Source organism: Pseudonocardia sp. (assembly GCF_050250275.1).
Taxonomy (GTDB): domain Bacteria; phylum Actinomycetota; class Actinomycetes; order Mycobacteriales; family Pseudonocardiaceae; genus Pseudonocardia.
Genome location: NZ_JBFWOY010000022.1, coordinates 93,253 through 114,241 on the forward strand (window position 1 = coordinate 93,253; position 20,989 = coordinate 114,241).

Here is a 20,989-nt window from a genome sequence, read left to right on the forward strand (position 1 = left end):
TGCAATCCAGACCTCGACGGACCGGGCAGGAGCTGCTGCGGTGACGGTGGCCCGAGGGCCTGTAGATCAGGGGAGCGCCCCGAGCCACCGTTGCCGCGTGTGCTGGGGAGCGTCACCCCATCCCGGCGATCACGGAACCGTAACGGGCACGGGTGATCCACTTCCTGTCGCGACACGCTGTGAGCGCCGAACGGCCTCCCGGCTACGCCGAGCGACGACCGCCCGCGCCGAGAGCGAGGTCCGGCACGACCGGCGGCAGCTCACCGAGCCGGAAGACCCGTTCGGCGTTACGCCCGGCGACGCTCGCCAGCCGCTCGTCGGACACACCCCGGACGGCAGCCAACCCGCGCACCGTCCACGGCAGGCAGTACGGCTCGTTCGCCCGGCCGCGGTGCGGGTGCGGGGTGAGGAAAGGGGCGTCGGTCTCGACGAGCAGCTGCTCCTCGGGCACCAGCGCGGCGGCCTCCCGGAGGTCGTGCGAGTTCTTGAACGTGACCGGCCCGGCGAACGACAGCACGTACCCGGCGTCGGCGCACTCGCGCGCCATCGTGGCGTCACCGGAGAAGCAGTGGAACACCACGGTCTCCGGGGCGCCCTCCGACCGGAGGACGCGCAGCACGTCGGCGTGCGCGTCGCGGTCGTGGATCATGAGCGGCTTGCCGAGACGTTTCGCCAGGTCGACGTGGCGCCGGAACCACGTCTCCTGCGCATCGGGCGGGGAGTGGTCCCAGTAGAAGTCGAGGCCCGTCTCCCCCACCGCGACCACCCGCGGATCGGCGGCGAGGCGTTCGATCTCGGCGAAGTCGTCCTCGGAGACGGCCGCCGTGCGGGTGGGGTGCAGCGCGACCGCCGCCGCCACCCGCGGGTCGGAGTTCGCGGCGGCCACGGCCCAGCGCGCGGCGTCGAGGTCGTCGGCGATCGTCACAACCCGCGTGACCCCCACCGCCTCCGCGCGGTCCAGCGCCGCGGCGACGTCCGCCGCCGTCACGCAGCCGCACGCGTCGAGATGGGTGTGGGCGTCGACGGTCGGGGCCGGCAACGGCTCCGGCGGCTCGGGCCGCGGCCTGCGCCCGTACGCCCCGGTATCCGTCATCGGGCGGCGGACCGAGGTCGTGAGCCGCTCACAGGGGCCGGGCTCACTTCTCGATCGGGGCCCACTCCGGCCCGGTCTCCCCCAGCTCCGGGTCGAGCTTCGCGAAGATCGGCGACGGCTTGGCCAGCGGGCGGCCCGTCTCGATCGGCGTGGACTCCCAGCGGGCCGACTGCGTCTCGTAGTCGCCGGTCAGCACCTTGTAGGCCGGCCCGTCACCCAGGTCGTCGACGTCGCGGATCTCCGGCTGCGCGGCCCAGACGCCGGTGCCGCCCAGTGCCTCGTGGACCTGCTGGGAGGCGTGCGGCAGGAACGGCGTCAGCAGGGTGTTGGCGTCCTGCACGACCTGCAGCGCGGTGTGCAGGATCGTGTCCCGGCGCTCCGGGTCGTCCTTGCGCTTCCAGGGCTCCTGGTCGGACAGGTACCGGTTGGCCGCGGTGACCACGCGCATCGCCTCACCGGCCGCCTGCTTGAACCGGTTGCGCGCCAGCAGCCCGCCGACGGTGTCGAACCCGGCCTTCGACACGGCCAGCAGCTCGGCGTCGGCGGCCTCTGGGGCCAACGGCTTCGGGATGGCGCCGACGTTCTTGTGCGCCATCGAGATCGACCGGTTGACGAGGTTGCCCCACTCGTTGGCCAGCTCGAAGTTGGTGCGCCGGACGAACTCGTCCCAGGTGAAGTCGGTGTCCTGGTTCTCCGGGCCGGCGACGGCGATGAAGTAGCGCAGCGCGTCGGGGCCGAACTCGCGCAGGAAGTCGCCGACGTAGATGACGCGGCCGCGGCTCGTCGAGAACTTGGAGCCGCTCATCGTCAGGTACTCCGACGACACGATCTCACTGGGCAGGTTCAGCGTGCCGAACGCGCCGGGCTCGCCACCGCGGTCGCCCGCACCGTTCTGGCCCAGCAGCAGCGCCGGCCAGATCACGGAGTGGAAGACGATGTTGTCCTTGCCCATGAAGTAGTAGGCCTCGGCCGACGGCTCGGTCCACCACTGCTTCCAGGCGTCCGCGTCGGGCCCGCGCCGCGCCCACTCCACCGACGCCGACAGGTAGCCGATCACGGCGTCGAACCACACGTAGAGGCGCTTCATCGGCTGGTCGCGCCAGCCGTCGAGCGGGATCGGGACGCCCCAGTCGAGGTCGCGGGTGATGGCGCGCGGCTTGAGGTCCTCGACGAGGTTGGCCGAGAACTTCAGGACGTTGGGCCGCCAGTCCGTCCGCGTCGACAGCCACGAACCCAGCGACTCCGCGAACGCCGGCAGGTCGAGGAAGAAGTGCTCGGTCTCGACGAACTTCGGGACCTCACCGTTGATCTTCGACCGCGGGTTGATCAGGTCGGACGGGTCGAGCTGGTTGCCGCAGTTGTCGCACTGGTCGCCGCGGGCGCCGTCGTAACCGCAGATGGGGCAGGTGCCCTCGACGTAGCGGTCGGGCAGCGTGCGGCCCGTCGACGGGCTGATCGCGCCCATCGCCGTCTTACTGACGACGTAGCCGTTCTTGTGCAGCGCCAGGAACAGGTTCTGGACGACCTCGTAGTGGTTCGACGTCGTCGTCCGCGTGAACAGGTCGTACGACAGCCCGAGGCCCTGCAGGTCCTGGGTGATGACCTCGTTGTACTTGTCCGCGAGCTGACGCGGGCTGAGGCCCTCGGCGTCGGCCTGCACCTGGATCGGGGTGCCGTGCTCGTCGGTCCCCGACACCATGAGCACCTGGTCGCCGACCATCCGCCGGTAGCGGGAGAAGACATCGGAGGGCACACCGAAACCGGATACGTGGCCGATGTGCCGCGGGCCGTTGGCGTAGGGCCACGCAACGGCGGTCAGCACGCGGGAGCTCATGTGGCCAGCGTATTCCCCGCCGGGAACCGACCCGTGAGCGGAGTTGCCCGGCCGCTCCCGATCGACCAGGGCTGCCCGTTCGACGGCCGCAAGTACTTCGCCGTCCGCGCGGGCCGATGCATCGGCGTCGTGCCCTGAGCGCTCGGGTCGACGTGAGGGTCCGAATTGCATGATCATCCGACCCTGCTGTCGAACCGACGTGTCTGCTTTCGTGAACGGCCCACGGCGGACGGGTCCGTCAGGCGAGGCTTCCCGCGTGAGTTCCGTGTTCCGGGGATCCGACGCGATCGCCGCCGGGCGGGTGACCCGAGGGTTGCTGCGCAGCACCCGCTACGTGCGGCTCTTCCCCGACGTGTATGCCCCCGCCGGGGTCGATCTCGACCTCGGGCTCCGGTCGCGGGCCGCATACGCACTCGTCAGCCGGCGCGGCGGAATCCTCGCGGGTCATTCAGCGGCCGAGTTGCTCGGAGCCGGCTGCGCACCTCCAGGCGCGCCCGCTGAGGTCCTGGTCGACCACGATGTCCGGCCGCACCCCGGACTGCTCGTGCACCGGGCGGCGGTGAGCCCTGACGACGTCGTCCTCGTGCGGGGCTGCCGGGTGACCTCGCCCGAACGGACAGCCTGGGACCTCGCCCGACGGCCCGGCCTCACCGACTCCGTGGTCGCCGTCGACACGCTGGCCGCACGGTGGGCGTTCGACCCGTCCGTACTCCTCGGCAGACGCCGACCCCGTGTACGCGGCGGTCGACGGGTCGAGCATGTCGTCGCGCTCGCCGACAGGCGCTCCGAGTCGCCGATGGAGTCACGACTACGCCTGCTGCTCGTGCTCGGCGGCCTGCCGCAGCCGGTCGTCCAACACCTGTTGCGTGATCGCTCGGGTGTCGCGGTCGCTCGTTTCGACCTCGCCTATCCGCACGCCCGGCTCGCGATCGAGTACGACGGCGGCACCCACCTGGAGGCCAAGGGCCGCATCCGGGACCGGGAGCGCGACGCGGCGGCCTCCCGGCTGGGCTGGATGACCCTGCGGTTCGGCCCGAAGGACGTCCTCGCCGAGCCGACTCGGACGCTCCGCACCGTCACGGACGTCCTCCGATCCCGCCAGTTCGACACCACGGTTCGAATCTCATGATCATCCGACCGTCACGTCGAACTCAACCCCGGGCCGCGAGAGCCGCGTTGTACAGGTCGCGTTTCGGGACGTTCGTCGCTTCCGCTACCGCCGCCACGGCGTCCTTCAGGCGTTCCCCCTCCGCGACGCGGGCCTCCACCTCCGGCACCAGCGACTCGGCGGACGGCGTCTCGGCGGCCTCGGCCCCCGCGAGGACGACGGTGATCTCGCCGCGCACCTCCCCCGACGCCCACTCCGCGAGCTCGGCCAGCGAGCCGCGGACGACCTCCTCGTAGCGCTTCGTCAGCTCCCGGCAGACGGCGGCGGCGCGCTCCCCGCCCAGCACCTCGACGGCGTCGCGGAGGGTGTCGGCGAGCCGGTGGGGCGACTCGAAGAAGACGACGGCGCGGCGCTCGGCGGCGAGCTCTGCGAGCCACCGCTTGCGCTCGCCGGAGCGGCGCGGGGAGAAGCCCTCGAAGCAGAACCGTTCGCAGGGCAGGCCGGAGAGCACGAGCGCGGTGGTGACGGCCGAGGGGCCGGGCAGGCAGGTGACGGGCAGGTCCTCGGCCGCGGCCGCGGCGACGAGCCGGAACCCCGGGTCGGAGACGGCGGGCATCCCGGCGTCGGTGACGACGAGGACGGTCGAGCCGCCGCGGACGGCGTCGAGCAGTCCGGGCAGGCGGGCGGCCTCCACGGAGTCGTAGTGGCTCACCACCTTCCCCGTCACGGTCACCCCGAGCGCGGCGACCAGGGACCGGAGCCTGCGGGTGTCCTCGGCGGCGATGACGTCGGCCTCGGCGAGGGCCTCGCGCAGTCGCACCGAGGCGTCGCGGGCGTCGCCCAGCGGGGTCGCGGCGAGGACGAGTCGGCCCGCCGGGGAGTCGGTGCTCATGCCGGGAGCCTACGATCGGCTCGCGTGGGGGTTCGCGGTGAAGTGTTGACGCCCGTCGCGGACGTCGTGGGCACACCGCCGCCACTGCGGCCGCCGGTGCAGACCGATCCGCGGCGCAAGCTGGGCGTCGACGGCCTCGACGACAGGCTCCGCGGCTGGGTCCTGACCATCGCGGTGGGCCTGTTGGGCGGGGTGCTGCGGTTCGCGGGCCTGCGCTTCCCCACCGACCAGGGCACCCCGGTCTTCGACGAGAAGCACTACGTCCCGCAGGCGTGGCAGATGCTGCGCAACGGGGGCGTCGAGGACAACCCCGGTTACGAGCTGGTGGTGCACCCGCCGCTGGGCAAGCAGCTGATCGCGCTGGGCGAGTGGCTGTTCGGCTACGACGCGCTCGGCTGGCGGGTGGCCGCCGCGGCGGCGGGGACGTTGTGCATCGTCCTGATCATCCGCGTGACGCGGCGGCTGACCCGGTCGACGATGCTGGGTGGGGTCGCCGGCCTGCTGCTGATCTGTGACGGGCTGTCGCACGTGCAGTCGCGGATCGGGATGCTCGACGTGTTCGCGGCGCTGTTCGTGCTCGCGGCGTTCACGACGCTGGTCCGCGACCGTGACGACGTCCGGGAACGGATGGCCGTCGTGATGGCCGAGGGCCGGGTCGACGACACGCTGTACGGGCCGCGGCTGGGATTCCGCTGGTGGCGCTTCGGCACCGGGGTGCTGCTCGGCCTGGGCTGCGCGGTGAAGTGGTCCGGCATCTACTGGGTCGTCGCGTTCGCGGTGCTGATGGTGATCTGGGACGTGACGGCCCGACGCGCGGCGGGGGTGCGTCGCCCGTGGGTGGGGACGATCCGGCGCGACCTGCTGCCGGGGGTGTGGGCGCTGGCCGTGGTGCCGGTGCTGGCGTATCTCTCGGCGTGGTGGGCGTGGTTCGGCAGCGAGACGTCGGTGGACCGGCACGCCGTGGGGACCATGGTGGGTTCGGGCGGGCCGTTCTCGTTCGTGCCCGACGCCCTGCGCTCGCTCTGGTACTACAGCGGCCACGTGCTGGCGTTCCACGAGGGGCTGGACACGCCGCCGGGGAACCCGCACCCGTGGGAGTCGAAGCCGTGGACGTGGCCGATGGGGCTGCGCCCGATGCTCTACTACTACGCGGGCGGCGACGACGTCGGCAGCTGCGGCGGGACCGACTGTGTGTCGGCGGTGATGCTCGTCGGCACGCCCGCGCTGTGGTGGCCGGCGCCGCTGGTGCTGGGCTGGGCGCTGTGGCGGACCGTCACGCGGTTCGACTGGCGGTACGCGGCCGTGCTGGTCGGCTACGGGGCGGGATTCCTGCCGTGGTTCCTGAACCTGAACCGGCAGATGTACTTCTTCTACATGGCGCCGGTGGTGCCGTTCCTGGTGATCGCGACGGTGCTGGTGATGGGCGAGGTCCTGGGCCGGGCGCGGGCACATCCCGAGCGCAGGCAGACGGGTCTGCTCGTGGTGGCGTTGTGGGTCGGGCTGATCGTCGCGAACTTCGCGTGGCTGTGGCCGATCCTCAACGGGGTGCCGATCACGCAGGCGCAGTGGCAGGCGGAGCTGTGGCTGCCGTCCTGGAAATGAGCTCAGTGCTCCGACGGGAGCGTGAACAGCCCGTCGCGCTTGAGGGTGCCGACGACCGGTGACGCCTCGGCCTCGGTGACCCGGTCGAGCCAGGCGGCCGACGTGAGCAGGTCGTGGAGGGCGTCGACGGTCGGGAGGGCGACCTCGGCCACGATCTGCCGGTCGCCGGTGACGCAGGCGGCGTGGCGCACCGCGGGTTCGCGCGAGAGCGCCGCGGCGACGGCGGCCGTGTCGCGCGGGGCGCACCGGACGGAGACGACGGCCCGTACCGCGAGGCCGAGCAGCGCCGGGTCCACGACGACGCGCAGCCGCAGGCCACCTTCGCGGCGCAGCCGTTCGACGCGGCGACGCACCGCGGCGGCGGACAGGCCGGTGACACCGGCGAGCTCCTCGACGTCGCGGCGGCCGTCGTGGGCCAGGGCGGCGAGCAGCAGCGCGTCGGGCCGGTTGACGCCCTTGGCCTCGCCGAACGGCGCGTACTCGGGCGGGGGTTCGACGTCGACGAGTGCGTCGTGCTCGGCGTCGGTGAGCAGGCCGGGGCGCCAGTGCGCGGAGGTGCGGACGTAGCGCAGCACCGTCCAGACGCCGGAGCCGGCGAGGGCGGGCAGCAGCGGCAGCTCGTCGAGTGTGAAGGCGGCGAGCCGGGCGGGGTCGCAGTCGATCTCGGCGAGGCAGCCGTAGGGGCCGGCGAGGACGTGGGCGTTGCGGGTGTCGCGGCGGTTGGCCAGGGCGAGGGCACCGATGCGTTCCTTGCCGGGCTCGCAGCGCAGCGCGACGAACGCGCCTGCCGACGGGGCGGGGGCGCCGGTCACGCGGACGGCGCCGCCTGCGAGGAGCTCGGTTCCGTGGCGGTCGACGACGCCGTCGGGTTCAGCGAGTGCGGCGGCGATCCGCGGCCACGACGCGCGGCCGTCGACCTGGAGGGCGCCGACGATGCGACGGTCCAGCTCCGTCAGGGTGCCCCCCACGTGCGCACCCCGCCGTTCGTGTCGTGCCCGTGCTCACGATCATCCTGCCCGATCGCGCATCGTCGGTACGGTCGGCCGGTATCACCTGGTTGGGGATCACCCCGTCGGGTCAGCAGCCGTCGAGTCGCAACGGTCTGTGTACCGGATCGACGCCGAGAGTAAGGGAATCGAAGGTCGACCGGTAGCCACAACCGGGCCCGGCGATGATCTCGACGGCGTGGTCGGTGGCGGGGTCACCGGGGAAGCGGACCTGCGCGGGCGGGGCACCCTCGGCGAGGCCCTGCCAGACCAGCGAGTCCTGGGTGAGCGGGCCGGAGCCGCGGCGCAGGTGGACCGAGTACGCGATGTCGGCGAACGCGTGGCCCTGCACCACCACGAGCCGGTAGTCACCGCCGTCGACGACGGTGATGTCGCGCTGCGGGCCGGAGAACCGCAACCCGACGATCGAGACGGCGCACCAGGCGGCGAGCAGCACCACACCGACCAGCGCGGTGAAGACGCGGTTGGCCCGCCGGCGCGGGACGACGGCCGCGGCCGCCGTGATCAGCGCAATCGTCACCCCGACGAGAACCGCGGTCACCGGGCCGCCCCAGGCCAGGTGGAACGGGTTGACCGCCGTGAACGCGGCGAGCAGCGCCGTCACGAATGCGCAGGCCGCGCAGACCACAGACCTCCGACGGACCGCGAACACCCCCCACGTGCAGGCGACGCACTCCGGCGCCGCCGGGCGACCGTACACCCGGCCGGACCCGCTGCGACGCAACGGGTCCGGGCCGGGGTCAGGGCTTCGGCGCCTTGGCCGGGGGCTTGCGCACGCTCAGGTGCAGCTCCTTGAGCCGCGCCTCGTCGACCTCCGACGGCGCGCCCATGAGCAGGTCCTGCGCATTGCCGTTGAGCGGGAACGCGATCGTCTCGCGGATGTTGGGCTCGTCGGCCAGCAGCATCACGATGCGGTCGACGCCGGGCGCGATCCCCGCGTGGGGCGGGGCGCCGTAGTGGAAGGCCCGCACCATGCCGCCGAACTCCTCGTCGACCCGCTCCTTGGCGTAGCCGGCGATGCGGAACGCCTCGTACATGACCTCGGGGCTGTGGTTACGCACCGCGCCCGACGACAGCTCCGTGCCGTTGCAGACGATGTCGTACTGCCAGGCCAGGATGTCGAGCGGGTCCTTGGTGCGCAACGCCTCCAGCCCGCCCTGCGGCATCGAGAACGGGTTGTGGCTGAACTCGATCTCGCCGTCGTCGTTGCGCTCGTACATCGGGAAGTCGACGATCCAGCAGAACCGGAACGGGGCCTCGTCGAACAGGTCGGCGCGCTTGGCCGCCTCGACGCGGACCTCCGCCATGATCTTGCCGACCTCGGACTCCTCGCCCGCGCCGAAGAAGATCGCCGTACCCGGCTCGCCCTTGACGTCGGCCACCAGCCGGGACACGACGTCCTCGGTGAGGAACTTGGCGATCGGGCCGGTGAGCGTGCCGTCGTCGGCGATGCGCACCCAGGCCAGGCCCTGCGCCCCCTTCTCGACGGCGAACGCGCCCATCTGGTCGAAGAACGACCGCGGACGCCCGCCACAGCCCGGCACCGGCAGCGCGCGGACGTGCTTGCCGGCGAACGCGCGGAAGTCGCTGTCGGCGAACAGGTGCGAGACGTCGACCAGCTCCAGGGTGGCACGCAGGTCGGGCTTGTCGGTGCCGTAGCGGGCCAGCGCGTCGCGGTAGGCGATGCGCGGGAACGGCGACGTCGTCTCCCGCTCCGGCGCGAACTCGGTGAACAGCTCCGTCATGACGCCCTCGATGACGCCGAAGACGTCCTCCTGCTCGGCGAAGCTCATCTCGACGTCGAGCTGGTAGAACTCGCCGGGCGAGCGGTCGGCGCGGCTGTCCTCGTCGCGGAAGCACGGCGCGATCTGGAAGTAGCGGTCGAAGCCCGACACCATCAGCAGCTGCTTGAACTGCTGCGGCGCCTGCGGCAGCGCGTAGAACTTGCCTGCGTGGATGCGCGACGGCACCAGGAAGTCGCGCGCACCCTCGGGGCTGGTGGCCGACAGGATCGGCGTCTGCAGGTCGAGGAAGCCCCGCTCGGTCATCTTGCGGCGGATGCTCGCGACGACCGCCGAGCGCAGCTGGATGTTGCGGTGCATCCGGGCGCGGCGCAGGTCGAGGAAGCGGTAGGTCAGCCGCGTCTCCTCGTTGACCTTCTCCTCGGGGAACACGCTGAACGGCAGCGGGTCGCAGGTGCCGAGCACCTCGATGTCGCCGACCTGGACCTCGATCTCCCCCGTCGGCAGCTCGGGGTTGACGTTCTCGGCGTCGCGACGCAGGACCCTGCCGTCGGCGCGCAGCACCGTCTCGCGGGGCAGGCTGCCCAGCGCGTCGTAGGCCGGCGAGTCGGAGCGGACGACGAGCTGCACGACCCCGGAGTTGTCGCGCAGGTCGACGAAGACGACACCACCCAGGTCCCGCCGGTTGTGCAGCCAGCCCGACAGCCGGACGTCGGAGTCGACGTCCGTCGCGCGCAGCTCGCCGCAGGTGTGAGACCGGTATCGATGCATCGTCCGTCCATGTCGTCGACTCGGGGGCACCCGGCCCGGGACGCGCCGATCGACGGCCCACGACCCCTCTGACCAGGGTTCCCGCAGCGTACCGCGCGGCCCTGGGTCGCCTTCGCCCCGCCGTCCGGGCCCCCTACGATCGGAGGATGACGACGCCCGGCCGGAAGGTCTCCCTCACCGGCATCAAGCCGACCGGCGAGCCGCACATCGGCAACTACATCGGCGCCATCCGGCCCGCCCTGGAGCTGGCCGGGCAGTACGAGGCGATGTACTTCATCGCCGACTACCACGCCCTGACCACCGTCCGGGACCCCGAGCTGCTGCGTCACTGGTCACGGTCCGTCGCCGCCACCTGGATCGCCGCCGGGCTCGACCCCGAGCGCATCACGATGTACCTGCAGTCCGACGTGCCCGAGACGTTCGAGCTGACGTGGATCCTGTCCTGCGTCACCGCCAAGGGCATGATGAACCGCGCCCACGCCTACAAGGCGGCCCGCGACCGCAACGCCGAGTCCGGCAAGGACGACCTCGACGTCGGCATCAACATGGGCACCTACAACTACCCGGTGCTCATGGCCGCCGACATCCTGCTGATGGACTCCGACGTCGTCCCCGTCGGCAAGGACCAGAGCCAGCACGTCGAGTACGCCGCCGACATCGCCGGCACCTTCAACCACCTCTTCGGCGGCGGCAAGCCCGTCCTCAAGGTGCCCGCGCTCGTCGTCCCCGACACCGACACCGGCAAGACGCTGCCCGGCACCGACGGCCGCAAGATGAGCAAGAGCTACGACAACACCATCCCCCTGTTCCTGGAGAGCGCGAAGCTCAAGAAGCTGGTGCGCCGCATCCCGACCGACTCCACCCCGGTCGAGGACCCGAAGGACCCGGACAGCTCGTCGGTGTTCCAGATCCTGGAGCAGTTCGCCTCCCCCGACGTCACCGCCGACGTCCGCAAGCGCCTCGAGGCCGGCGGCGTCGGCTGGGGCGAGCTGAAGAACACCCTCTTCGAGGTCCTCGACGAGAAGCTCGGCCCGCTGCGCGCCCGCTACGACGAGCTGATGCTGCCCGGCAGCGAGCTCACCGACCTCCTCGCCGCCGGCGCCGACAAGGCCCGCGTCCGCGCCCGCGAGGTGCTCGGCCGCGTGCGCGAGGCCACCGGCATCCAGTAGCAGCCACCCACCGCGCGCAACCCCACTGCTGTCCGTGCCGCCGCGGACGACCGTGGGGTTGCGCGCCGCGGCCGCGCGCGACGTCACGTCCGGGCCGCTCCGAGCGACATCACCGGGAACGCACCTCACGTCACCGGTGACGATCGGAGAGCGGCATGGCGGAGCAGTCGGTCACGGCCGGGTCGGCGGGTCCCGGCAGGCTCGCGGCCCGGTCGAAATGGCTCGCGCTGACAGCGATGATGTTCGCCGTCGCGATGACGTTCATCGACCAGACAATCGTCGCGATCGCGGCCCCGAACATCCAGTCCGAGCTGGGCCTGACCAGCAGCGGCGTCACCTGGGTGGTCAACAGCTACCTGCTGGCCCTCGCGGCGGGCTTCGCACTGGGCGGGCGGCTGGCCGACGTCCTCGGCTCGCGGCGCATCGTCGTCATCGGCATCGTCGGGTTCGCCGTGACCTCGACGCTGTGCGGGCTCACCCCCCGCGGCCCCCTCGCCGAGGCGTGGATCATCGTCTTCCGCGCGCTGCAAGGCCTGTCGGCGGCCCTGATGATCCCGGCGGCGCTGGCGGTCGTGGTGTCGTCGTTCCCGGTACGTGAGCGCGGGAAAGCCCTGGCGATCTTCTTCGGGGTCAGCGGCGGCCTCACCGCCATCGGCCCGATCGCGGGCGGCTACCTCACCCAGTGGACGTGGCGGGCGATCTTCTGGATCAACGTGCCCGTCGCGGTCGTCGCCCTGGTGCTGACGATCACCGCCGGCATCGCCCCCTCGGCACGGCGCGAGCGGATCGACTGGCGCGGCGCCCTGGTGATCGCCGTCGGCATGGCACTGTCGGTGCTCGGGTTCGAGCAGGCCCGCAACTGGGGCTGGGACAACCCGCTGACGTGGGTGTGCATCGTCGGCGGCCTGGCCGCGCTGGCCCTGTTCGTCCGGCTGGAGCAGCGCACCGAGGTGCCGCTGATCAACATGCGGATCTTCCGCGGTCGCGCGTTCCTGTCCGACAACCTGGTGCTGTTCTTCTCCATGATCGCGTTCGTCCCGTGTTCTTCTTCGCCAGCATCTACTCGCAGGTGTCGCTGGGGTACGGCGCGAGCAGCGCGGGCCTGTACCTGCTGGTGTTCTTCGCGGGCTTCGCCCCGGCCGCGCAGATCGGCGGCCGCATCCTCGACCAGCGGGGCGCGAAACCGTCGGTCGTCGCCGGCTGTGTCGTGGCGACGGCCGGGTTCCTCTGCTGGGCGTGGAAGATCACCGACCTCAGCCTCGGCGCGCAATGGTGGTGCATCGTGCTCGCGGGCGCCGGGGTCGGGCTGCTCCTCGGCCCGGCCAGCACCGACGCCACCAACCGGGCCATCGACGCCTCCTACGGCGAGGTCACCGGCATCACCCAGACCGTCCGCAACTACGGCTCCGCCCTCGGCCTCGCCGTGCTGGGCACGGTGCTGGGCAACGTGTTCGCCTCACGGATGGAGACGAGCCTCGCCGGTTTCGGGGTGCCGCCGTCGGCGGCGGCGTCGCTGGCCTCCTCGGCGGGGGGCGACCCGTCGGCGCTCGCGAACGTGCCGGCGCAGCTCCGCACGCAGATCGAGGCGGCCGTCGCCGCGGACTTCGCCGTCGCGACCCGGGCGGTGCTGATCGGCATGGCGATCGCGCTGCTCGTCTCGCTGGGCGCCGCGCTGCTGCACCCCGGCGGCCGGGTCACCGACGAGGCGGAACCCACGGGCTGACGGCCCGGACGTTCGTGCGGTGGATCGGGTTGCTGCGGGCTCGGAACGCACGGCGCGACTGCCGTACCCGGAGAACCGGCGGAGACCCGAAGAGGAGGCGACCGACGGTCGCGAACCTGACTCAGGAAGATGAAGTGGAGCTGAGGGGAATCGAACCCCTGACCTTCTCGATGCGAACGAGACGCGCTACCAATTGCGCCACAGCCCCGTACCGCCGTTCCCGGCGGGACTTCCGAAGCCTAGCAGGGGCTCACTGGCCCACCGCACGGCGGTACCCGGGTCGCTCCCGGCTGTCGAGTTCGCCCAGTTCCAGCTCTTCCTCGTCGACCTCGACCAGGCTGGTCCCGGCGGGCAGCGGGGGCGGCGGGGTGGGCGAGAGGCGGGGCAGGGCGGTCTCGGGTTCGGCGTCGTCGTCGGTCTCGTCGTCGGCGGGGCGGACGGTGCGCCGCTTGGCGGGGAGGATGCCGACGGGTTCGCCGACGCCCTTGACCCGGGTGGGGTCGCCGTCGTCGTCGAGGCCCCCGGCGGGTTCGTCCGCTGTGGACGCGGTGTCGGCGGCGGAGGCGTCGACCCAGCCGTCGTCGGTCCCGAGGTCGGCCCCGGTGTCGTCGAGGTCGCGTTCGTCGTCGGGGCGGCCCACGGCGCGGCCGCGGGCGGCCCACTCGTCGAGGGCGGGGTCGTCGGCGGCGGGGGCGCGGCGGGTACCGGCGGCGCGGGCGGCGCGCCGGGCGCGGATGGCGTCCTCCATCCGGACCTGGCGGCGCAGGTAGACGAGGTAGCCGGCGAGGGAGGCGCCGAAGAGGCCGGTGAGCCACCAGATGCCGGTGGCGAGGAAGAGCGCGAGGAGCGCGGAGACGACGATGGCGCCGAGCAGACCGAGCACGATGCGCTGGCGGGCGGCGTAGCGGGCGCGGGCGGCGAGGGCGGCGGCTTCGGGGTCGAATCCGCCGCGGCCGGGCCGGAACCGTGCGGGCGGACGTTCCCAGTCCTCCTCGTCGGTGTCGTCGTCGGAGTCGTCCCAGCCGTCGAGGCGGCCGGGGTCGTCGTCGACCCGCAGGTCGGCGGACTCCTCGGACGTCCTGGCCCGTGGGGCGCCGTCGGCGTCCTCGTCGGCCGCGTCGACCGTGGTCGTGACGCGTTCGTCGGTCCGGTCCATCAGTGCCACCTCCTGGTCAAGGCGCTCGCGGCCCGGTCGTGCGAGTACCCGGCCGGACAGTGAGGCGGCGGTGGGCCGCGCCACCTCCTGCCGGCGTCGCGCGACCGTCGGTACGAGGATCAGCAGCCAGATCGCCACCAGGCTCACGAAGATCATCGAGCTCGGCAACGGCCGCTCCTCTCCCCCGATCGGCGCAGTCGAGCGTGTTCCTGCTCCCCCGAGCAAGATCGCGCCCTCGACAACGGTAGCCAGCGCGATCGTGGGATCCCGGAAGCGACGCGCCGTGTCCACCCAGATCGAGGAACGTTTCCTCCGATACGGGTGTGACGCTTGTGAGCTGAGAGGGTCACCCTCCGTCGGCGATGGTCACGCCTCGTGGTCGACGGGATGGGCGAGTCCGTGGCGGACGAGTGCGGCGACCATCCCCCCTGCGGGGACGTCCTCGACAGTGAGGGCGAAACAGAGGTGGTCGCGCCAGTCGCCGTCGACGTCGAGGTAGCGCCGGAACAGCCCTTCGTGGCGGAACCCGAGCTTGGCGAGCACCCGGAGGCTGCCGACGTTCTCCGGGCGCACGGTCGCCTCGATCCGGTGCAGGCCGACCGCGTCGAAGCAGTGGTCGACCGCGAGCGCGACCGCGGCCGTCGTCACCCCTCGGCCGGTGACCGTGGCGTCACACCAGTAGCCGACGTAGGCCGACAGCAGTGGCTCCCGGACGACGTTGCCGATCATGACCTGTCCGGCGAGCCGGTCGTCGACGGTGATCGCGAACGGGAGCGCGGCGCCGCGGCGGGCCGCCGAGCGCAGCAGCATCCAGCGGGCCGGCCACTCCGCGGCGGAGTGGCGCTGCGCCCAGCTGCCGGGCGCGGTGGGCTCCCAGCGGGCGAGGTGTTGCTCGTCGCGGATCCTGATCGCGGACCAGGTGGTGGCGTCACGCAGGCGGACCGGGCGCAGCGCGACGACGCCCGCCGCGGTGCGCAGGCCGCCCGTCCGCGCGGGCCAGCCGGGATGGCGGCCGAGGCGTTCGGGAACCGCGTGTGACATGTGCGGTGATCAGCGTCTGTTGGACAGGAACGCGACCGACACCTGCTCGTCGACGGTCAGGTCCTCCACGTCGTCGGGGACGATGAGCAGGCCGTTGGCCTCGGCCAGCGACGTGAGCAGGTGCGTGCCGGCCGTGCCGAGGGGCTGCAGCAGGTAGTCGCCGCTGCCCTGTTCGCGCAGAAGCCGGCCACGGACGTAGCCGCGCCGGCCCTTGCGGGACACGACCGGCGACGTCAGCCGCGCCTGCAGGACCCGGCGGTGCGGGTCCGCCAGGCCCAGCCCGAGCCTGACCAGCGGCCGGGTGAGCACCTCGAACAGCAGCAGCGCGGTGGCCGGGTGTGACGGGAACAGGAACGTCGGCACCGCGTCGCGCCCGACGACGCCGAAGCCCTGCGACGAGCCCGGGTGCATGGCGACGCGGGTGTCGTCGATCTCCCCGATGCCGTCGAACGCGGACCGCAGCTCGGCCCCCGGGCGGCCGGCGACCGCACCGCACACCACGAGGATCTCGCTGAACGGCAGCATGTCCTCGAGCGCGGACCGGACCTCGCGGACGTCGGCGCGGACGAGTCGCAGCCGGGACACGGCCGCCCCGGCCTCGCGGGCCGCGGCGGCGATCGCGTGGGTGCAGACGTCCGGCACCTGGCCGGCTCCGGCGCCGCGCGAGACGTCCACCAGCTCGTCGCCGACGGCGAGCACCGACACCCGCGGCTTGGGGTGCACCAGCACCTGCCCGCGGCCTGCGGCGGCGAGCATCGCGACCTGCGCGGTGCCGATGATCTCGTCGCGGTTGACGGCGACGTCGCCGGGCTGGACGTCCTCACCGATGCGGCGCACGAACACCGCCGACGGCACCGCGCGGTGCACCGCGATGCGGGCCGAGCCGGAGTCGGTGTGGTCCGAGGGCAGGACGGCGTCGGCCAGCGTGGGCAGCGGCGCTCCCGCGACGACCCGGACCGCCTGACCGGGCTGCAGCCGCAACGGCTGCCGGGACCCGGCCGGGATCTCCCCCACGACCGGCAGCGACACGGGCGCCGCCTCCGATGCGCCGACGACGTCGATGCTGCGGACCGCGTAGCCGTCGATCGCCGCCTGGTCGAAGCCCGGCAGCGGACGCGACGCGCTGACCGACTCCGCTGAGCGCAGCCCGTGGGCGTCGGCGATCGCGACGCGGACCGGTGCCGGGCGCACCGCCGCCGCGAGGACCCGTTGGAGCTGCTCGTCGACCGACCGCACCGTCGCCTAACCCTCCAGCCGCGCGGCCAGCCAGCTGCGCAGGTCGTCGCCGTAGTCGGGGTGGCGGAGCGCGAAGTCGACGAACGCCTTCGCGTAGCCACCCGGGTTGCCCAGGTCGTGGCGCCCACCGCGGTGCACCACCACGTGCACGGGGTGGCCCTCGTCGATCAGCAGCGCGACGGCGTCGGTGAGCTGCAGCTCGCCGCCGGCTCCCGGGGTGATGCGGTCCAGCGCGTCGAAGACGGCACGGTCGAGCAGGTAGCGCCCGGCGGCCGCGTAGGTCGACGGCGCCTGGTCGGCCGGGGGCTTCTCGACCATCCCGTGCACCCGTTTGACGTCGGGGTCGGCGGTGTCGGCGACGTCGAACACGCCGTAGGCGGAGATCTCGGGCCCCGGGATGTCGAAGGCGCACAACACGGTTCCGCCGTGCTCGGCGCGTACCGCGGCCATCCGGTCGAGCACGTCGCCGGTCCGGTCGGGCAGGACGATGTCGTCGGGCAGCAGAACCGCGACGGCGTCCTCGTCGTCGTCGAGCACCCCGGCCACGCAGCCGACGGCGTGGCCGAGGCCCTTGGGCTGGTCCTGGGTGACGGTCTGCACCTCGATCAGCTCCGCCGCCCGGCGGACCTTGGCCAGCAACGCGTCCTTGCCGCGCGCCTCGAGCGTCTTCTCCAGCTCGGGCTGCGGCGCGAAGTGCGCGGCGATCGCGTCCTTGCCCGGTGAGGTGACGATGAGCAGCCGTTGCGCGCCCGCCCGGGCGGCCTCCTCGGCCACAAGCTCGATGCCAGGGGTGTCGACGACGGGCAGCAGCTCCTTGGGAACCGTCTTGGTCGTCGGCAGGAAGCGGGTGCCGAGACCGGCGGCGGGCACGACGGCGGAGCGGAACGCGCGGGACTCGCTCATGGTCGGCGAGCCTATCGGCGCCGGTAACGTGCCCGCGTGACGGCACACGGAGACATCGATCCCAAGATCTCGCTGCGCCGCAGGCTGCTGGCCGCGCGCAGGGGCGTCGACGCCGGCCGGCGGGCCGCGCGTGCCGCCGCGCTCACCGACGGCGCGGTGGCCCTGGCAGCGTCCCGGGGCGCTGGACTGGTCGTGTGCGCCTACCTGCCGGTCGGCAGTGAACCGGGCTCGCCGGCGATGCTCGACGCCTTGCGCGCGCAGGGGCACGTCGTGTTGCTGCCGGTGGTCCCCGACGTGCCCGGCGGCCTCGACTGGGCCGCCTACGACGGCCCCGGCTCGCTGGCCGACGGGCCGCTCGGGCTGCGCGAACCGACCGGCCCACGGCTGGGTGTGGCAGTTATCACATCGGCCGACCTGGTGCTCGTCCCCGCGCTCGCGGTCGACCGTGCCGGGAACCGGCTGGGCCGCGGCGGCGGCTACTACGACCGGACGCTGCCCCTCGCCGGCGCGGACACACTGGTCATCGCCGTGGTCGACGACGACGAGCTGCTCGACACCGTTCCCGCGGAGCCGCACGACGTCCGGGTCGCCGGGGTGCTGCGGCCGGGCACCGGTGTGACCACACTCGGCACAGCTGGGTGATCCGGCAGGTTAAACTTGGCAGTCCCTGTATGGGAGTGCCAGCTCCGGAGGATCCCTTGCCGACCTACCAGTACGCGTGCACCGCCTGTGACCACCGGTTCGAGGCAGTGCAGTCCTTCTCCGACGACTCGCTGACCGTGTGCCCCGAGTGCGGCGGCCCGCTCCGCAAGGTGTTCTCGTCGGTCGGGATCGTCTTCAAGGGCAGCGGCTTCTACCGCACCGACAGCCGGGGCAGCAACGGCGTCGCCGCGGCGGAGCCGAAGTCCGACGCGTCGTCCACCCCGTCCACCGCCTCGTCGGACTCGTCGTCCGCCTCCGGGTCCTCCACCCCGCAGACGGTGTCCGGCAAGCCGCCCAAGCACGGCGAGCTGGTCAAGACCGCGGGGCCGTCGAAGTCGTCCAGCTCGTCGGGGTCCACACCCGCCGCCTGACCGGCCGGTTGTCCCCATCCCGCGGAACCATCCACAGGCCCGCGGGACGGGGACCGCACGACCTCCCGCGCACCTAGCGTCGGAACCGATCGTGGTTCCGACGGGAGGTCCGCATGCCCACCCCCTCCGCAGCACCGTCCCGCCCCTGGGACGCGCTGCTCGCACGGCTGCCCGCCACCCGCTGGCGCCGCGGTGTCCTCGCCCGCCGCGCCCTGGCGGGAGCACTCGTCGTCGCCGCGGCGGTGCTGGCGTTCCGGCCCGCCGCGGCGGGCGACCCCGTCCTCGTCGCCACCCGCGACCTGCCGGCCGGGAGCGTCCTCGGCCCTGCCGATCTCGCCGTCCGCACCTGGCCGGAAGGTCTGGTGCCCGCGGGTGTGCTGCACGACAGCGCCGACGCCACCGGACGCACCCTCGCCGGACCCGCCCGGGCCGGTGAACCCGTGACCGACCTCCGGCTCGCCGGACCCGCCCTGGCCGCCGCCGCCACCGGGCTGCCCGACGCGGTCGCCGTCCCCGTCCGGCTGGCCGATCCCGGGGTCGCGGGGCTGCTCGTCGCGGGCAACGTCGTCGACGTCGTCACCCCCGGCGCAGGTGCCGACGAGGCGGTCGTCCTGGCCGAGAGCGCTGTCGTCACCGCGGTCCTGCCCGCCGACGCGGGCGGCGCCACGGCCGGGTCGCGCGGCCGGATCGTGCTGGTCGCGTTGCCGCCCGCACAGGCGACGCGCCTGGCCGCTGCCGCGCTCACCCAGCAGGTCGCCGTTACCCTGCGGCAGCAGAACCGGTGATCGGAGGGGGATCAATGTTCAAGGGGTTCAAGGACTTCATCTTGCGCGGCAACGTCGTCGACCTCGCAGTCGCCGTCGTGATCGGTGCCGCGTTCGGTGCGATCGTCACGTCGTTCACCGAGAAGATGATCCAGCCGCTGTTGAACGCGATCACGCCACCGACCGCGACCGGGCTCGGTGTCAACATCATCGCCGACAAGCCCAGCACCTACATCGACTTCGCGGCCGTCATCACCGCGGTCATCAACTTCGTGATCGTTGCCGCGGTCGTCTACTTCGTGATCGTGCTGCCGCTCAAGGCGCTCAAGGAGCGCCGCAAGCGCGGCGAGGAGCCGGGTCCGGCCGAGCCCACCGACGTCCAGCTGCTCGCCGAGATCCGCGATCTCCTGGCCGCGCAGGCCGGCACGTCCGACGGCAAGCACTCACCGTCGCGCGACACGTAGCGGGACCGTCAGTCCTGGTCGTGGTGCGGGGGGCGGTTGGCGCGCAGCCATTCGTCGCCCGCCGCGTCGCCGGGGCGGGGGTCGTCGTCGCCGCGCTCGTCGCTGGTCGTGGCGGGCAGCACGTCGCCGAAGATCTCCTCGATCCGACGCCGCATCTGCTCGGACAGCTCCGCCATACCCTCCATGGTGCCATCCGCGGGCGCTGTGCCCTGCGGGAACACCCTCCGCGGTGCCACCATGGACGGACCGGGCCTCGGTTCGCGCCCGGTCAGGGATCGGGGGACCACATGGGACTGCTGGACAAGGCCGTCGAGATCGTCGAGGACGTCATCGAACGGGCCACGCCGTACGCGAAGGGGGCCGCCGAGAAGGCGGCCCCGCACGTCGAGAACGCCAAACGCAAGGCCGGGCCCTACCTGGAGCAGGCCCGGGAGAAGGCCTCGCCCTACCTCGACCAGGCGAGCAGGAAGGCCGGCCCGGTACTCGACCAGGCCAAGCAGAAGGTCGACAAGGCGACGGGCGGACGGTTCCACGACCAGCTCGACTCCGTGGGCAGCGTCGTCGGCGACGTGCTCGACCGGACCGCCGCGGCCGCCCGCCGCGGCGGGACCGCCAGCGGCACCGGCGCGGGCGGCACCGGCGAGGGCGGCACCGCACCCGCCGACGCACCGACCGTCGCCACCTCGACGCCACCCGCGAGCACGCCGACCTCCGCCCCGACGGCGCCCGGTCCGTCCGCGACCCCCGGGACAGCGCCGACGACACCCACCGAGCCGGGCAAGGGCCCCGGCGCCTGACCGCCGCTCCGCCGGGTTCGGCACCACGCGGGTCCGACCCGTCGGACCACGAACCGGTCGAACTCGGCGGGGACGCGGCCGGATACAGCTAGTCGGGGTCGAGGTCCGACAGCTGCGCGATCACGTGCGTGACGAGTGGGGTCAGCGTCGCCATGCCGTCGCGCACCGCGGCCCGCGACGACGCCAGGTTGACGACCAGCGTGCTGCCCGAGACGCCGACCAGCCCGCGGGAGAGCCCCGCGTCGACCGCACCGGCGGCGAGGCCGGAGGCGCGCAGGGCCTCGGCGATACCCGGGATCGGCCGGTCGAGCACGCCGGCGGTGGCGTCGGCGGTGACGTCGCGCGGCGACACGCCCGTGCCGCCGACGGTGACGACGAGATCGACACCACCGATCACCGCGGTGTTGAGCGCGTTGCGGATGGCGACGGACTCGCCGGGCACGATCACGACGGCGTCGACGACGAAGTTGGCCTCCTCGAGCAGCTCGGTGACCAGCGGCCCGGTCGCGTCGGACCGTTCGCCGTGGCTCGCCCGATCGTCGACGATCACGACGAGGGCTCTGCCGATCTGGGGTGGCGCCATCTCCATACGGTCACCGTAGCGGGACGCTCCG

The 20,989-nt window shown here is 72.9% G+C and carries 22 protein-coding genes, 1 tRNA gene and 1 pseudogene; 10 read left to right on the forward strand and 14 right to left on the reverse strand.

Features of this window, described 5'->3' with window-relative positions; translation table 11 throughout:
- Positions 1-202: 202 nt before the first annotated feature.
- Both AB7F12_RS20200 and metG read right to left on the reverse strand, forming a co-directional pair.
- Positions 203-1,093: a TatD family hydrolase gene (locus tag AB7F12_RS20200; protein WP_428497367.1), complete on the reverse strand. Its 891-nt coding sequence runs from the start codon at positions 1,091-1,093 to the stop codon at positions 203-205.
- Between the two features lie 43 nt (positions 1,094-1,136).
- A complete protein-coding gene (gene metG / locus AB7F12_RS20205) occupies positions 1,137-2,927 on the reverse strand; it encodes a methionine--tRNA ligase (RefSeq protein ID WP_428497368.1) in 1,791 nt (596 codons plus the stop codon).
- A gap of 256 nt (positions 2,928-3,183) precedes the next feature.
- Between metG and AB7F12_RS20210 the strand changes: the two genes are divergently transcribed.
- A complete protein-coding gene (locus tag AB7F12_RS20210) occupies positions 3,184-4,056 on the forward strand; it encodes a DUF559 domain-containing protein (RefSeq protein WP_428497369.1) in 873 nt (290 codons plus the stop codon).
- A 22-nt stretch (positions 4,057-4,078) separates the two neighbouring features.
- Here AB7F12_RS20210 and rsmI read toward each other — a convergent pair whose 3' ends face one another.
- Positions 4,079-4,927, reverse strand: coding sequence for a 16S rRNA (cytidine(1402)-2'-O)-methyltransferase (rsmI, locus tag AB7F12_RS20215; protein WP_428497370.1), 849 nt, complete (start codon positions 4,925-4,927; stop codon positions 4,079-4,081).
- A 42-nt stretch (positions 4,928-4,969) separates the two neighbouring features.
- Here rsmI and AB7F12_RS20220 point away from each other — a divergent pair, with 42 nt between their 5' ends.
- On the forward strand, positions 4,970-6,529 hold the full coding sequence (locus AB7F12_RS20220; RefSeq protein ID WP_428497389.1) for a dolichyl-phosphate-mannose--protein mannosyltransferase: 1,560 nt from the start codon (positions 4,970-4,972) through the stop codon (positions 6,527-6,529).
- Between the two features lie 2 nt (positions 6,530-6,531).
- On the opposite strand, the gene AB7F12_RS20225 is transcribed toward AB7F12_RS20220, so the two are convergent.
- The 3 genes from AB7F12_RS20225 to aspS all read right to left on the reverse strand — a co-directional run bounded on the left by AB7F12_RS20225 (position 6,532) and on the right by aspS (position 10,049).
- Positions 6,532-7,497, reverse strand: a complete 966-nt coding sequence (locus AB7F12_RS20225) for an AsnC family transcriptional regulator (RefSeq protein WP_428497371.1) — start codon at positions 7,495-7,497, stop codon at positions 6,532-6,534.
- 109 nt (positions 7,498-7,606) lie between these two features.
- Entirely contained in the window at positions 7,607-8,140 is a 534-nt protein-coding gene (locus AB7F12_RS20230; RefSeq protein ID WP_428497372.1) for a hypothetical protein, read from the reverse strand.
- Positions 8,141-8,276: 136 nt separating this feature from the next.
- Positions 8,277-10,049, reverse strand: a complete 1,773-nt coding sequence (aspS, locus tag AB7F12_RS20235) for an aspartate--tRNA ligase (RefSeq protein ID WP_428497373.1) — start codon at positions 10,047-10,049, stop codon at positions 8,277-8,279.
- A 146-nt stretch (positions 10,050-10,195) separates the two neighbouring features.
- On the opposite strand from aspS, the gene AB7F12_RS20240 reads away from it, so the two are divergent.
- Positions 10,196-11,218, forward strand: a complete 1,023-nt coding sequence (locus AB7F12_RS20240; protein WP_428497374.1) for a tryptophan--tRNA ligase — start codon at positions 10,196-10,198, stop codon at positions 11,216-11,218.
- A 130-nt stretch (positions 11,219-11,348) separates the two neighbouring features.
- On the opposite strand, the gene AB7F12_RS20245 is transcribed toward AB7F12_RS20240, so the two are convergent.
- Positions 11,349-11,567, reverse strand: coding sequence for a hypothetical protein (locus tag AB7F12_RS20245; RefSeq protein ID WP_428497375.1), 219 nt, complete (start codon positions 11,565-11,567; stop codon positions 11,349-11,351).
- Here AB7F12_RS20245 and AB7F12_RS20250 point away from each other — a divergent pair.
- Both AB7F12_RS20250 and AB7F12_RS20255 read left to right on the forward strand, forming a co-directional pair.
- Positions 11,473-12,078: pseudogene (locus AB7F12_RS20250) on the forward strand (MFS transporter); the annotation flags it as partial. The gene AB7F12_RS20245 and the pseudogene AB7F12_RS20250 sit on opposite strands and share 95 nt — an antisense overlap.
- A 179-nt stretch (positions 12,079-12,257) precedes the next feature.
- On the forward strand, positions 12,258-12,941 hold the full coding sequence (locus tag AB7F12_RS20255) for an MFS transporter (RefSeq protein WP_428497376.1): 684 nt from the start codon (positions 12,258-12,260) through the stop codon (positions 12,939-12,941).
- A gap of 135 nt (positions 12,942-13,076) precedes the next feature.
- Here AB7F12_RS20255 and AB7F12_RS20260 read toward each other — a convergent pair.
- The 5 genes from AB7F12_RS20260 to AB7F12_RS20280 form a co-directional block, all read right to left on the reverse strand.
- Positions 13,077-13,149: transfer RNA gene (locus AB7F12_RS20260), tRNA-Ala, on the reverse strand.
- A 42-nt stretch (positions 13,150-13,191) separates the two neighbouring features.
- Positions 13,192-14,265: a divisome protein SepX/GlpR gene (gene sepX / locus AB7F12_RS20265; RefSeq protein WP_428497377.1), complete on the reverse strand. Its 1,074-nt coding sequence runs from the start codon at positions 14,263-14,265 to the stop codon at positions 13,192-13,194.
- 198 nt (positions 14,266-14,463) lie between these two features.
- The gene (locus tag AB7F12_RS20270) at positions 14,464-15,138 is read right to left on the reverse strand and encodes a GNAT family N-acetyltransferase (RefSeq protein WP_428497378.1); all 675 of its coding nucleotides are present in this window, start codon (positions 15,136-15,138) and stop codon (positions 14,464-14,466) included.
- 9 nt (positions 15,139-15,147) lie between these two features.
- Complete coding sequence (glp, locus tag AB7F12_RS20275) at positions 15,148-16,374, reverse strand: molybdotransferase-like divisome protein Glp (protein ID WP_428497379.1); 1,227 nt, start codon at positions 16,372-16,374, stop codon at positions 15,148-15,150.
- A gap of 6 nt (positions 16,375-16,380) precedes the next feature.
- Complete coding sequence (locus tag AB7F12_RS20280; RefSeq protein ID WP_428497380.1) at positions 16,381-17,277, reverse strand: UTP--glucose-1-phosphate uridylyltransferase; 897 nt, start codon at positions 17,275-17,277, stop codon at positions 16,381-16,383.
- Between the two features lie 36 nt (positions 17,278-17,313).
- On the opposite strand from AB7F12_RS20280, the gene AB7F12_RS20285 reads away from it, so the two are divergent.
- The 4 genes from AB7F12_RS20285 (at position 17,314) to mscL (ending at position 19,578) form a co-directional block, all read left to right on the forward strand.
- Positions 17,314-17,919 (forward strand): 5-formyltetrahydrofolate cyclo-ligase, encoded by a 606-nt coding sequence (locus AB7F12_RS20285; protein WP_428497381.1) that lies wholly within the window; start codon positions 17,314-17,316, stop codon positions 17,917-17,919.
- Positions 17,920-17,975: 56 nt separating this feature from the next.
- A complete protein-coding gene (locus tag AB7F12_RS20290) occupies positions 17,976-18,350 on the forward strand; it encodes an FmdB family zinc ribbon protein (protein WP_428497382.1) in 375 nt (124 codons plus the stop codon).
- Between the two features lie 113 nt (positions 18,351-18,463).
- Positions 18,464-19,135, forward strand: coding sequence for an SAF domain-containing protein (locus AB7F12_RS20295; RefSeq protein ID WP_428497383.1), 672 nt, complete (start codon positions 18,464-18,466; stop codon positions 19,133-19,135).
- A gap of 14 nt (positions 19,136-19,149) precedes the next feature.
- Positions 19,150-19,578 carry a large conductance mechanosensitive channel protein MscL gene (gene mscL / locus AB7F12_RS20300; protein WP_428516763.1) on the forward strand — a complete coding sequence of 143 codons (429 nt, stop codon included), beginning with the start codon at positions 19,150-19,152 and terminating at the stop codon, positions 19,576-19,578.
- 8 nt (positions 19,579-19,586) lie between these two features.
- Here mscL and AB7F12_RS20305 read toward each other — a convergent pair whose 3' ends face one another.
- Entirely contained in the window at positions 19,587-19,754 is a 168-nt protein-coding gene (locus tag AB7F12_RS20305; protein ID WP_428497385.1) for a hypothetical protein, read from the reverse strand.
- Positions 19,755-19,865: 111 nt separating this feature from the next.
- Here AB7F12_RS20305 and AB7F12_RS20310 point away from each other — a divergent pair, with 111 nt between their 5' ends.
- Complete coding sequence (locus AB7F12_RS20310) at positions 19,866-20,375, forward strand: Rv0909 family putative TA system antitoxin (protein ID WP_428516765.1); 510 nt, start codon at positions 19,866-19,868, stop codon at positions 20,373-20,375.
- Positions 20,376-20,463: 88 nt separating this feature from the next.
- Here AB7F12_RS20310 and AB7F12_RS20315 read toward each other — a convergent pair whose 3' ends face one another.
- The gene (locus AB7F12_RS20315) at positions 20,464-20,958 is read right to left on the reverse strand and encodes a MogA/MoaB family molybdenum cofactor biosynthesis protein (RefSeq protein ID WP_428501710.1); all 495 of its coding nucleotides are present in this window, start codon (positions 20,956-20,958) and stop codon (positions 20,464-20,466) included.
- Positions 20,959-20,989 lie beyond the last annotated feature (31 nt).